We start from the raw sequence: 13,226 nt of genomic DNA, 5'->3' as shown, positions 1-13,226 counted from the left end.
CTGATATTCCCGCTTTTTTTAACATTACCAAACTCTGTTATTTTCTCTGCTTATTGATTTAAGCTAAGCCTCGATCACCTACTTCATCTGGCAACTGATGCAAAAGCCATTCTCTAAAACGTTTGACGCTTGCTGGGATTAAACCTCTATTTTTAGGTTCAAGCATAGAAAAATTGGAAGGTGTTGAAAGAACATGCTCGACTGGCCTAACCAAAGCGCCGCTTTGTAAATAGTCGTCCACTAATGAGCCCCAGGCTAACGCGATGCCCTGACCATTAATTGCCGCTTGTAACAGCATTGGATAGTTATTGATGTTCATGCGATTACGAGGCGAAATATTTGGCAATCCTACACTCGCAAACCACTGCTCCCAATTCACCCAATCTCTTTGAGACTCTTCCAGATAGAGTAACGTTTTATTGAAGATTTCTTCTGGCTCACTAGGCTGGCCGATTTTCTCTAGATAAAGCGGGCTACACACAGGGAATACTTCTTCTGAGAATAGCGTTGTCACGTCCATTTCCGCAGGTGGAGTGCGACAATAAAACAAGGCGATATCGCAATCTAATCGGCGTAAGTCCAACACATTATCTGAGGCCAATATCCTTATATCGATGTCATCATGTTCATTTTGAAATTGGGCAACCTTAGGCAACAACCACAAGGCTGCCATTGCATTTGTCGTCGCAACCGTGATCTTTTGTTCGCCCTGCCACTTCTTCACTTCACCCGTGATTTGAGCAATATCGAGCAAAGATTGGCTGACAGCTTGATAATATTGAAGACCTGTAGGCGTTAAATTAATGCTTCGATTGGCTCGCGTGAACATAGCCTTGCCTAAGTATTCTTCTAATTGTCTAATTTGGCGACTGATAGCACCTTGGGTCACGTTTAGCTCGTCAGCGGCTAACGTAAAACTCAAGTGCCGCGCCGACGCTTCAAACGCAACGAGGCTATTTAAAGGAGGGAGGGGTTTGATTTTCATGTATCTTCCAGTAAGGCAGTATTGTAATTATTTTTATTCCCGGCAATCTTATGTTGCACGTGGATAATGCCATTCTGGACAACACCTCAAAAACGACAATTTATAAATGATAAAAAATAGAGATGAATCATAAATTGTTGTGAGAGAGACTGCCGTATACAGTTTCGTGGCTACAACGAGCACAAAAAGAGGAGCAGTTACTCCTCTTTTGCCTAACCTTTTGCTCACTTTCTTCGAGTTAGCCCATCTACCCTATTGCCAGTTTAGTACTCGCGTAACGCGCTTTTTTCTTTCTTGGACTGGCTAAGAAGTACGCTAATGTAAGAGGCCCTAATCGTCCCATAAACATCATGAAGATGATCACTAACTCACCTGGTTCGGACAAACTGCCCGTTAAGCCTCGCGATAACCCAACCGTACCCAGTGCCGAGACCGCTTCGAACATAATATCTAACATAGACGCTTTCTCTGTCAGTAACAGCGTGAATATGGCAAACCAAGTCACCCCCACCGAGATCAGAGTCAGCGCCAATGCCTTGCTGATGGTCTCTTTGGGAATCTCGCGTTGAAAGGCATAGGTTGCTTCATCGCGACGCAAATAGCTGTAAGTTGCCAAGACCAATACCATAAATGTCACAACTTTAATGCCACTTGCCGTACTCAATGATCCACCGCCGATAAACATCAACACCAGAATGATCGCCGTTGTGGCATCTTCCAACTGATCGATAGCTAAAGTGTTGAACCCTGCCGTTCTTGGCGTCACCGCTTGAAACCACGATGCCCACCATTTCCCTGCTTCGCTCAAAGGGCCAAGCGTGTTGGGGTTGTCATATTCAATCAGATAAATCACGATAAGTGCCACCACGTTAATGATCATCGTGCCTAAGCTCATCATTCGACTGTAAACGGTGAGTCGATGCCAACGGCGATTGCGTTTTAAGTCAATCCAAACCGAGAAGCCTAAACCACCAATAATGAACAAACTGGTAATGGTGAAGTTAACGACCGGGTCGTCCACGTAAGGCATTAAGCTATCGGCACTCAACGCAAAACCTGCATTGTTAAACGCACTGATGGTGTAGAAGAAACCATGGAACAAACTGGTTTCCCAGCCCAGCTCTTCACTCCAATAAACGCTCAAAATAGTGAAACCAATAAGTTCAACGAGCAGAGCGAACATCAATACAGATTTAGCAGTGGCAATGAGTGTCGATGAATCAGTCTGGTTGAACGCCTCTCTCGCGACTGCTCGCTCCAAAAAGCCAATTTTTCCGCCCAGAGCCAGCAAGGTCACGATAGCAAACGTCATCAAACCTAGGCCACCACATTGAATCAGGAAAGCAATAACCACTTGCCCAAAAGGCGTAAACGCCGTGCCCGTGTCCACCACAACTAATCCCGTCACCGTAATGGCCGATGTTGCTGTAAACAGGCTTTGAATCCAAGTGATGGGCTCTGTGGTGGCAATCGGCAGTTTGAGTAAGACCGTGCCGAGCATGATCAAGCACGCAAAGCTGAGGCTAAGTATTAATGGCGGTGCGCCCAACAATTTTTTGCCCGCTTTGGGTTTTCGCTCGATGGGGATAATAGAGGGATGCCACAAAACCATCTTACACCAACCTTGGAGCGACGTATTTCAGCTCAGCGCGACTACCACAAAGCAACAGCGTGTCGAACTCATTAAGCACAAACTCATCATTGATATTGGTGTAGACGGCTTCTTCGCGCTTCACCAAGATAGGCTGAATGTTGTAACTGCCTCGGCTGATCAACTTAGAAAGCGGCGTATCGTGCAGATTGGATTTAACGTGGATTTCCACCACATACAAACCATGACCCATTTCCAAATAGTTGTTCACCATCGGATAGTTGAGTGCCTGCGCGACTCTTACGCCCATCTCCTCTTCCGGATGAATAATGCGTTGTACACCAAGCTTAGACACGATGGTGTGGTGCGCTTTGGTGCTCGCTTTGACCCAAATGGATTTCACACCCAGATTTTTCAGCGCCAGCGTACACAACAAACTGGCTTGCATGTCTTCGCCAATCGCCACCAACACCACATCACTGTTCGCTAACGCTAACTCTCTGAGTGCGCCTTCGTCTGTTGCGTCACATATGACCGTTTGCGTTAACTCTTCGACGTATTTCTCGACGATTTTCGGGTCGCTGTCCACCCCCGTTACGGTGTGTCCAAGATGAATAAGTTCTAAGCTGGCGGCAACGCCAAACCGCCCTAGACCAATTACTGTAAAGTGAGCCATATCAATACCTAACTGTGTTTTATGTATAGAAAATGCTAATGCGTTAAGGGCTAGACTGATTTTCCGTCACGGAAAATAGGCAACACGAATCCTGTTCGAGTGCCGATAACCAGCACTAAACCTTGGCATTAACGTTGATTAAATTTGGAATTTAGTGGTGCTTGGACGCCTCAAGCACTAAACGATAACCCAGCCCCGGCTCGGTTTTTAATAGCCGCTGTTCGTCAGCACTATCGTTCAGTTTTTTGCGTAGTTGACTCACTAGCACGCGTAAGTAGTGAGTATCTTCGACATGACTTTTTCCCCAAATCACCGCTAGCAAATGAGTTTGCTCAATGAGTTTTCCCGGCTTGAGAATCAACTGTTCAATGAAAGAAAATTCTTTCTTGGTGAGTGGAATTTCCCTCTGATCCAACCAAAATTGGTGGGTGCTTTTGATGATTTTGACTCGGCCAGCCACCAGCTCATCAGCGATGGATTTCTCATCCACCAAATCTCGAACCAGCACTTTGATGCGCGCGATGAGCTCTTTTACGCCAAAAGGCTTGCTTAAGTAATCATTCGCGCCCGCTTCTAAAAGGCGGATTTTTTCCTCTTCTTGATCGCGAGCTGTCAGCACTAGCACTGGCGTTTTATACGTCTGACGAAGCGTAGTGAGAAACTCCGCCCCATCGCCGTCGGGCAAGCCTAAATCTAGCAAAATTACGTGCGGCGAATGCGCTTCGAAACACGCTTTGGCTTCTGCAATGGTACTCGCGCCAATGTAATCAAACCCTTCAGCAGACAGCGAAATTCGAATAAAGGTATGAATGCGAGGCTCATCGTCCACGACTAAAACTTTGTAACTCACGCCTGCTCTGCTCCTTGATTGAGTGGAAGTCGAATGCGGATCAGCGTCCCTTCTGATACTGGCATAGATTGAATCTCTCCTTGGTGTGCGGTGATGATGCCTTTGGCAACCGCGAGTCCCATTCCGGTGCCTGAATCTGCCGATTTGTTGTTCGCGCCGGAATAGAAAAGGCTGAATATTTTTTCCGTATCTTCAGCTTTGATGCCAATCCCCATGTCCCGAACATCAATCACGCACGACGAACCCTGCTTAGAAAGTGAAACCTCAACAGATTCATTCTCTGGTGAAAATCGCATGGCATTATCCAGCACATTAAAAATCGCTTGTTCGATGAGCGAACGACTTACTGATAAATAACCAACGGAATCATCCATATTCATGGAAACTTTCTCGGTGTAATTCGGCAAACGAGAAACCGCATCCCGCACAATATCTGCAATCAGCTCATCTTTTTTGGTAATTTTTAATGTGCCATGCTGGAGCTTAGTCGCCTGTAAAAGGTTCTCGATATATTGGTGCAAACGGTGGCTTTCTGAAGTCGCACTGTCGAGCAATTCTTTGCGCTCTAAGTCATTGAGCTTGGGCATGTACTCGTTGAGTGTGGTCAATGTTCCAATAATGGTTGCCAGCGGCGTGCGTAGGTCATGGGACACCGATAGCAGGATGCTGTTTTGCAGCTTGGTTTGTTTTAACTCTCCCTGCTGGCGACGATAAAGATCCGCAAAGGTGCTGGTGATAAATGCCACCACCATAAACACGACTAAATTAAAAATGTCTTCCGGACGAAACATCTGCAAAGAGTAACGAGGTGTCGTAAAAAAGAAGTTGAAGCTCAGCGCTTCGATCACCGCCGCCGCATAAGCGAATCGCGAGTTGCATTGAAACGCCACTACCACGACCGCTAACTGTAAAATCAGCAGGACTGCGGCTGTAGAGCCAAACAGTTGGTCTAACAACCATGAGACGACAACCGCGCCAACAATCACGGTAGTAGAAAAGAGAAAGGTGTTATCTCGCCATTGAACAAACATAAAATACATCAACCAAAATTCGATGCAGAAACTTTAGCAAAAGCCCATTCGGAGTTCGCGTAAAAAAAGCGTAAAAAATGCAAGAACGACAGTGAGTTATAAACATAATCATCATTAAGTTGGCCTAACTCAATGAATAATCACAAGTTAACGTTGCCCATTAACGCCTACTTACTCGGTATAAACGACAGACACAAAAAAGAGGAGCATTTGCTCCTCTTTCGTGTAGCGTCATATTAGATGACTTGCAGTTGAGCATCACCTTGCTCAGACAAAAATCCGCCGGTTTGATGCTTCCACAACTGAGCGTAAACACCACCCAATTGCAGCAGCTCGTAATGCGAGCCTTGCTCAATGATTTTGCCGTCATCCATTACAATCAAACGATCCATCGCGGCAATCGTTGATAAACGGTGAGCAATCGCAATAACTGTTTTTCCTTCCATCAGAACTTCAAGGTTTTCTTGAATTGCCGATTCTACTTCTGAATCAAGTGCAGACGTTGCTTCATCCATGATCAAAATTGGCGCGTTTTTCAGCAGCACGCGAGCAATCGCCACACGTTGACGCTGACCACCAGACAGCTTCACACCGCGTTCACCCACTTCAACGTCATAGCCAACGTTACCTTGCTCGTCTCGTAGAGATTGAATGAAATCATGAGCATGTGCTTTCTCAGCAGCTGCGATAACGGCATCCATTGAAGCATCTGGATCACCGTAAAGAATGTTCTCTTTAATTGAACGATGCAGCAAAGAGGTGTCTTGCGTGATCATACCGATGTGTTGGCGAAGCGACTCTTGTTCGACTTGAGAAATGTCCTGCCCATCAATACAAATCTTACCGCTATTTACGTCGTAAAAGCGCAGCAACAAGTTGACCAACGTGGACTTACCTGCCCCAGAGCGACCGACAATGCCGACTTTTTCGCCCGGTTTGATAGTCAGATTCAAGTTCTCAAATACTGCCTTCTCATCACTGTAGTTAAAACCTACGTGATCAAAGCAGATCTCACCTTGAGAGATTTGCAAAGGCTTAGCATTTGGTACGTCTTTCACTTCAACGTCGTTTGAAATCGTATTAATACCGTCTACTACCGTACCGATGTTTTCAAACAGTGCGCTAACTTCCCACATGATCCACTTCGACATTCCTTGTACGCGCAACGCAATACTAATGGCAATCGCAATAGCACCAATTGTTACAGCGTGATCTAGCCATAGATAAACCGAAATGGCACTGATAGACATCAGCAGCAAATAGTTGATGGCATCCACACTAAACAGTAAACAAGTCACCATGCGCATTTGGCGGTAAACCGTCACCAAAAACTGCTTCATGCTGCTTTCTGCGTATTCCAACTCTCGCTGTGAATGAGCGAATAGTTTTACGGTAGAAATGTTGGTGTAAGAATCGACAATGCGCCCAGTCATTACAGAGCGAGCATCCGCTTGCTCTGTCGCTACTTGTTTCATTTTAGGGATAAAGTAGAACTGGATAACCGCGTACATTCCTATCCAAATCACAATAGGCAACATCAGCAAACCATCGGCCTCGCCCATCATCCAAAGCATCGAAAGAAAATAAACGCTGATATAAACCAGTACATCCACCAACTTCATGACCGTTTCTCGTACCGCTAACGCACTTTGCATCACTTTGGTCGCAACTCGGCCTGCAAAGTCACGTTGGAAAAATCCAACCGCTTGTTTTAGCAAGTAACGGTGAATCAACCAACGGATAGACATCGGGTAGTTACCCAATAACGTTTGGTGCATCACCATTGAGTGGACAAAACCGAGAACTGGCATCACAACCGCCACTAAGAACAGCATCATTAGCATGCGATCACCCTGATCTTGCCAGAATGTTGCGCGATCTTGATTAGAGAGAATATCGACGAGCTCGCCCATATAACGCAACAGCGTCACCTCAGTAATGGCAATAAGCGCACTGAACACAGCCATAACAAGTAAAGGGGCTTCAAAGCCACGAGTGTAAAAGCGACAGAAGCCAAAAAGTGTCTTCGGTGGCTTTTCGGTTTCCATCTGGGGAAAGGGTTGGGTCAGTTTTTCAAACCAATTGAACATAACAACGACTTTAAGTACCGCGAATGAATTTGCGAACGTTTTACTATCTTTTGATACAAAAGTCAGTAAAATACCGAAACAAAAGTTCAAATGATAATAATTACAATTAAGCTTAGTGTTAATCATAATTGTCGGGAATATATTTATGACAAAGAATAACTTACTGACCATCGCGATCCGTAACGCGTTGGTCTGTGCTTTGGCACCAACAGCAGCAGTGGTTGCATTCACAGCACAAGCTCAAGAAGACGTTGTACAAGATGACATTATTGCAATGGAGACTATTACGGTCACCGCGCAAGCACTTAAAGTAGAAACCCCTGCGGCAGAAACACCGCGCAGCGTATCTATCATTTCTGAAGATGAACTTCGTGTTCGTGCACCGCAAAAATTGGACGAAGCATTACGCTACACATCTGGCGTAACCGCTCAGCCTTATGGTGCCGACAACGACACCGATTGGTTCAAAGTTCGTGGATTTGATGCTACGACTTACCTAAACGGCAACCGCCTCTTCCGCGATGGTTACTACACATGGTTGGTCGAACCTTACGGCCTAGAAAGTGTGGAAGTGGTTAAAGGCCCATCAGCTATTCTGTTTGGTGAATCGGCACCAGGCGGCATCGTGAATGCGGTGCAGAAAAAACCAACGTTTACGCCTCAAGGCGAAGTAAAAGTCGAAGTGGGCAACAACCAACACCAGTCTGTGGGTTTTGACATTGCTGATGAAGCAAACGACGATGGCACAATCCGCTACCGTTTGGTTGGCCTGATGACAAGCCAAGATGGCGAACTGGACGGCACCAATAACGAGCGTTTTTATCTAGCGCCAAGCGTCGAGTTCGACATTTCTGACCGCACAATGCTGACCGTTTTGGCCACTTACCTTCGTGATGACGGTGTGCCAACCAACCCATTTTTCCCAGCGGCAGGCACTCTGATTGTTTCTAACTTTGGCAAAATCGATCCTTCGACTAACCTTGGTCAGCCAAACTACGATAAATACGAACGCACGCAGTTCTCTCTAGGTTATTTGCTAGAGCACGACATCAATGACACGTGGTCATTCTCTCAAAACCTCAACTACGGCTCGAATGAGTTGTACTTGCGCAGCTCTTACGCGTTCTCAAACAACGATCCAGCGAAAGAAGAATTAACGCAAGGCATCGTCTTCCGTGACGGAAAAAACCAGAGCATCACGTTCGATAACAATGCTGTCGGCAACTGGATGACAGACAACGCAGAGCACACAGTGCTTATCGGTATGGATCTGCAATTCCACAAAACCGATGGCGACGAGCAGGACAACTACGCATTTGGCACCATCAATCCGTGGAACCCAGTTTACGGCAACTTCACCCCTCTTGATCCTGCCGACAACGTGAAACGTGAGATTGAGAAATCTCAAGCAAGTCTCTATTCACAATACCAATTGAAACTGCATGAACAGTGGATTGGTAACGTGGGTGTTCGTTACGACTGGGTGAAAACAGAAAACTCTGGCAAAGGCGCAGGCGTTGATCAAAACGAATCTCGTGATGATGGTCAGTTGTCTCTCAGCGCGGGTGTGATGTTCCTTGCAAACAATGGTCTGTCACCTTACGCAAACTACTCTCAGTCGTTTGAAGTGATCAGTACAATTGATACAGCAACCAATGAACTATACAAACCGCTAGAAGGCGAACAAGTAGAAGTAGGTGTGAAGTATGAGCCAGGCTTTATGGATGGCTTTATCAACCTTGCATGGTTCGACATTACGCAAAAGAACGCGTTGGTGACTAACCCTTCAACATGGATCGCGACACAAACGGGGGAAGTGACTTCTCAAGGTATTGAGCTTGAAAGCACGGCGCAGCTAACCGACGATCTAAAACTGATGGCAAGCTACACCTACACTAAAGCGAAAACAGATGAGAGTTTTGGCCAAGGTAAAAAACAAGCCGCACTTATTCCTGAACATCAAGCCTCTGCATGGGTAGACTACAGCGCCTACAGCCTGATTCCAGGCCTCAATATCGGTACTGGTGTGCGCTACGTAGGTGAGTCAAAAGATAACCCTAAAAGCTCGAACCTAACGGTTCCTTCAGTCACTCTTTGGGATGCGTCAATCACTTACGACATCACTTCACAGTGGCAAGCACAGCTAAACGTGAACAACATTCTGGATAAAGAGTTTGTTTCAGGTTGCGATTATTGGTGTTACTACGGCCAGTCTCGCTCTGTTATGCTAAACGCAAACTACCGCTGGTAATTGTACTTCTACTCCCCTCTATTGAGGGGAGTTTTCTCCTAAGAGCCATCCATGTTTCAACTGTCTAATATTGAGATCGTGCGAGGTGGACGTCAGATCCTCGGCATCGAACAACTTAACATCCCAACAAATGAGCTAACGGTCGTTTTAGGCCATAACGGTTCAGGTAAGTCGACACTGGTGAACCTGCTTTCTGGTCAAATGTCGCCAGATAAAGGCACGGTAACACTAAACGATACTTCCCTTTCATCACTTAAAACCAAAGAGTTGGCAAAACAGATCGCCTATTTGCCACAAAAGCTGCCCTCTTCGGCTGGTTTAACAGTAGAAGAGCTAGTGCGCTTAGGCCGCTTTCCGTGGCGTGGGGCACTTGGTCGTTGGAAAGCTGAAGACAAACAGATCATCACGCAGGCTATGGAACGAACAGGAGTTACACCTTTTGCTCAAGCTTTGGCGGATGACTTATCGGGCGGCGAGCGTCAACGCGCTTGGGTGTCTATGCTGTTGGCTCAACAATCACCGATTTTGATCCTAGACGAGCCGACCTCCGCGCTCGATGTTCACCATCAATTTCAACTGATGGCGCTACTGGCAGAGCTGAATCGAACCGAAAACGTAGGCATTATCGTGATCCTGCACGACTTGAATTTAGCACTACGCTACGCCACCCACATAGTTGCGCTCAAAAAAGGTCAAATTGCCTTTGAAGGCAACGCCGACATGTTGCTAGATGAGGAGCGCCTTTCTGAGTTGTATGAGTCACCGATTAAGCTCATTGATCATCCAACTCCAGCCAACACATTGGCGAGCCAAAAGGTGGCTGTTGTATGCGCATAGTGGCTCGTTTACTTACTTTGGTTATGCAATCTGCTTTTCTGTTGGCATTTTTTATGACTAATGCAAATGCAGTCATCACCGTTACCGATGAATATGGTGAGCATAGTTTTGAGCAAGCGCCACAACGCGTTGTTGCCTTAAACTGGGACATCTTAGAACAAGTTTTGGCGCTAAACGTAGAACCAATCGCAGCCCCAAATTTACCAGGCTACCGCCAATGGGTCGTCAATCCAACTGCACCAGAGTCAATTGAAGATATTGGAACCCGAGCCGAGCCCAACTTAGAAAAAATCGCCAGCTTGAAGCCAGATGTCATCCTTGCTGCGTCTCCACAGCAAGACTTGATTCCGTTACTCAAACAAATTGCTCCGGTAATCTATTTACCTAATTTTTCTGAAAATGAGGCCGCAGCTGAAACGGCCATTCGTCACTTTCGTACGCTCGGCAAGCTATTCAATAAAGAGGCACTTGCTGAACAGAAATTGGCAGAATTAGATGCTTCATTTGCGCAGATGCGCCAGCGAATTCGCCACTATTACTCTGCTCCACTCAGCGTTCTTGTGATGCGATTTTCAACTCCGAATACTGTATTACTTGCAACCGAAAACTCCACCACTGACTACGTGGTTAGAAAACTGGGATTACAGGCTCCAATTAAAGAGGCTCCACGCGCGTGGGGCGTAAAGCAAGATCGGATTAATCGACTTCAAAACCTTCAAAACAGCTACGTTCTCTACGTACAACCTTTTCCAGAAGAACGCAAACTGAAAGATTCGCCACTTTGGCAAGCGATGCCGTTTGTAAAGAAGCAGCGGGTAAATTCAGTCAGAGCAGTGTGGGCGTATGGCGGTGCTATGTCTTTGCAATACACCGCTGAAGCGATTACCGACAGTCTAATAGAGTTGGCACCAAAGCAATGAGAACGAAACATTATATTGGTTATCTGGCGCTGATTACGTTACTTAGCGTCTTTAGTCTACAAATTGACACTAATTTATCACTCTTCGAACAGTGGCAATTATTAACAAAACCAGAGGTAGCGAGCGAATTTCGTGACGTATTTTTTACGCAAGCTCAGCTTCCTAGGTTAAGTATGACCCTGCTTGTTGGTGCCATGCTTGGTCTCACTGGCAGCTTAATGCAGCAATTAACGCAGAACAACCTCACCTCGCCGTTGACTATTGGCACCTCTTCTGGCGCTTGGCTTGCATTAGTCGTGGTAAACATTTGGTTTGTTGATTGGGTAGCCGACTACTCTGCATTAGCCGCAATGGTAGGCGCCTTAGTGGCGTTTGGCCTGATCGTATCTATTGCCGGTGTGCGTAATATGACGGGTTTACCGCTAGTCGTTTCAGGGATGGTGATTAATATCCTGCTCGGCTCTATTGCCACAGCCATCATTATTTTAAATGCTCAGTTTGCACAGAATATTTTTATGTGGGGAGCGGGCGACCTTTCACAATACAGCTGGGATTGGTTTGAGTGGTTATTGCCTCGCTGCGCTATCGCAATCGTAATTTTGATCGTCGCACCACGCATTCTGACCTTAATGAAACTAGGACAAGAAGGCGCAGCAGCGCGTGGGTTAGCAGTATTACCTGCTTTTGGCACGTTAATGGTGATGGGTATTTGGCTGGTATCTGCCTCAATCACCGCAGTTGGCATTATCAGCTTCATCGGATTACTGACACCCAATATTGCCAGAGCGATGGGGGCAAGAACACCGCGCGACGAATTGATCAGCAGCATGCTTTTGGGCGCAATGTTGTTAATCATCACCGACTCTGCCGCTATCTCACTAAGCTTATGGTTAGAGGAAACCATTCCTAGCGGCGTAGCGGCTGCAGCTATTGGCGCCCCCGCTTTAATTTGGTTTACTCGTAAAAAGCTGACGGCAACCGATCAACTTAACCTTTCAATGAGCCAAGGAAAAACGGCGCTTTCTAAGCGCGCAGTTTGTAGCATAGTGATAATGAGCATCGTCGGGGTTCTGGTTTACTCATTCGTTACCCATGGTATAAACGGGATCCAATGGTCCGTGCCAGGGGAGTTTCAATGGCAATTGCGCTGGCCGCGAATGTTAACCGCACTTTCTGTCGGTATGGCTCTATCCGTTGCCGGAATCATTTTGCAACGCATTGTTTACAACCCTCTGGCAAGTCCCGATATTCTCGGTGTGTCTTCCGGAGCCACGTTTGCCATTATTACGACTGGAGTCATCGCTGGGTCACTTCTCTCCGCATTTAACTGGGGTATCGCTTTTTTCGGAAGTATGTCCGTATTGATGTTATTGCTGATTATCGGTAAACGAAGCCATTTTAATCCATCTAACTTCGTGTTGTCCGGCATCGCACTAACGGCACTATTAGAAGCCCTCGTTCAATTTTCGCTAGCTCAAGGTTCTGGTGACAGTTACAAAATTTTATTGTGGCTAACTGGTTCAATTTATCGAGTCACAGCCGACACCGCACTGATGCTATGTTTGGCCATAATAGTTCTGCTTACCGCTGTATTCGCGATTTCTCGCTGGCTAACATTAATTTCCATCGGACGACAATTCTCAAATGCACGAGGACTTAACCCCACCGTAGCCAATACGCTAATGCTCACCATCGTTGCTTTATTATGCGCCTTTTCTACCGCTACAGTTGGTCCGATATCTTTTGTTGGCTTGGTCGCTCCCCATATGGCGATGATGTTAGGAGCAAGAAAAGTGAAAGAGCAACTAAGTGTCGGAGCCTTAATTGGTGCAACCCTAATGTTGTGGGCAGATTGGCTGGGACAAATCGCTATTTATCCAAGTCAGGTCGCAGCTGGCACATTGGTTGCTATTTTAGGCAGTACTTACTTTCTGTTTTTAATTCTGAAAAGTAAATTCAGCTAAGTATTCAGGGAATATAGTTAGAGCTGGAGAT

At 46.2% G+C, this 13,226-nt stretch carries 10 protein-coding genes; 4 read left to right on the top strand and 6 right to left on the bottom strand.

Annotation, left to right across the window (positions count from 1 at the left end; translation table 11 throughout):
- Window positions 1–58 precede the first annotated feature (58 nt).
- The 6 genes from NB463_RS17885 to NB463_RS17860 form a co-directional block, all read right to left on the bottom strand.
- Window positions 59–985 carry a LysR substrate-binding domain-containing protein gene (locus NB463_RS17885; protein WP_005392445.1) on the bottom strand — a complete coding sequence of 309 codons (927 nt, stop codon included), beginning with the start codon at window positions 983–985 and terminating at the stop codon, window positions 59–61.
- A gap of 247 nt (window positions 986–1,232) precedes the next feature.
- Window positions 1,233–2,597, bottom strand: coding sequence for a TrkH family potassium uptake protein (locus tag NB463_RS17880; RefSeq protein WP_258431271.1), 1,365 nt, complete (start codon window positions 2,595–2,597; stop codon window positions 1,233–1,235).
- A 1-nt stretch (window position 2,598) separates the two neighbouring features.
- Window positions 2,599–3,252 carry a potassium channel family protein gene (locus NB463_RS17875; RefSeq protein WP_258431270.1) on the bottom strand — a complete coding sequence of 218 codons (654 nt, stop codon included), beginning with the start codon at window positions 3,250–3,252 and terminating at the stop codon, window positions 2,599–2,601.
- Between the two features lie 151 nt (window positions 3,253–3,403).
- Window positions 3,404–4,102: a response regulator transcription factor gene (locus tag NB463_RS17870; RefSeq protein ID WP_258431269.1), complete on the bottom strand. Its 699-nt coding sequence runs from the start codon at window positions 4,100–4,102 to the stop codon at window positions 3,404–3,406.
- Window positions 4,099–5,133, bottom strand: coding sequence for a sensor histidine kinase (locus NB463_RS17865; RefSeq protein WP_258431323.1), 1,035 nt, complete (start codon window positions 5,131–5,133; stop codon window positions 4,099–4,101). The genes NB463_RS17870 and NB463_RS17865 overlap by 4 nt, the downstream gene beginning before the upstream one ends.
- Window positions 5,134–5,369: 236 nt before the next feature.
- Window positions 5,370–7,223, bottom strand: a complete 1,854-nt coding sequence (locus NB463_RS17860) for an ABC transporter ATP-binding protein (protein ID WP_258431268.1) — start codon at window positions 7,221–7,223, stop codon at window positions 5,370–5,372.
- Window positions 7,224–7,368: 145 nt separating this feature from the next.
- Here NB463_RS17860 and NB463_RS17855 point away from each other — a divergent pair, with 145 nt between their 5' ends.
- The 4 genes from NB463_RS17855 to fhuB are packed head-to-tail and all read left to right on the top strand — an operon-like array spanning window position 7,369 to window position 13,195.
- Window positions 7,369–9,474 carry a TonB-dependent siderophore receptor gene (locus NB463_RS17855; protein WP_258431267.1) on the top strand — a complete coding sequence of 702 codons (2,106 nt, stop codon included), beginning with the start codon at window positions 7,369–7,371 and terminating at the stop codon, window positions 9,472–9,474.
- Window positions 9,475–9,525: 51 nt separating this feature from the next.
- Window positions 9,526–10,311: an ABC transporter ATP-binding protein gene (locus tag NB463_RS17850; RefSeq protein ID WP_258431266.1), complete on the top strand. Its 786-nt coding sequence runs from the start codon at window positions 9,526–9,528 to the stop codon at window positions 10,309–10,311.
- Window positions 10,302–11,231 carry an iron-siderophore ABC transporter substrate-binding protein gene (locus NB463_RS17845; protein ID WP_441351638.1) on the top strand — a complete coding sequence of 310 codons (930 nt, stop codon included), beginning with the start codon at window positions 10,302–10,304 and terminating at the stop codon, window positions 11,229–11,231. Before NB463_RS17850 ends, NB463_RS17845 begins: the two co-directional genes overlap by 10 nt.
- Window positions 11,228–13,195: a Fe(3+)-hydroxamate ABC transporter permease FhuB gene (gene fhuB / locus NB463_RS17840; protein ID WP_258431265.1), complete on the top strand. Its 1,968-nt coding sequence runs from the start codon at window positions 11,228–11,230 to the stop codon at window positions 13,193–13,195. The genes NB463_RS17845 and fhuB overlap by 4 nt, the downstream gene beginning before the upstream one ends.
- The last annotated feature ends 31 nt before the right edge of the window (window positions 13,196–13,226 follow it).

The sequence above is a fragment of the Vibrio sp. RM-41-2B genome (genome assembly GCF_024744415.1).
Classification (GTDB): Bacteria; Pseudomonadota; Gammaproteobacteria; order Enterobacterales; family Vibrionaceae; genus Vibrio; species Vibrio diabolicus.
Note: the sequence above shows the minus strand (reverse complement) of the source record. Positions and strands in the feature narration are given on the sequence as shown.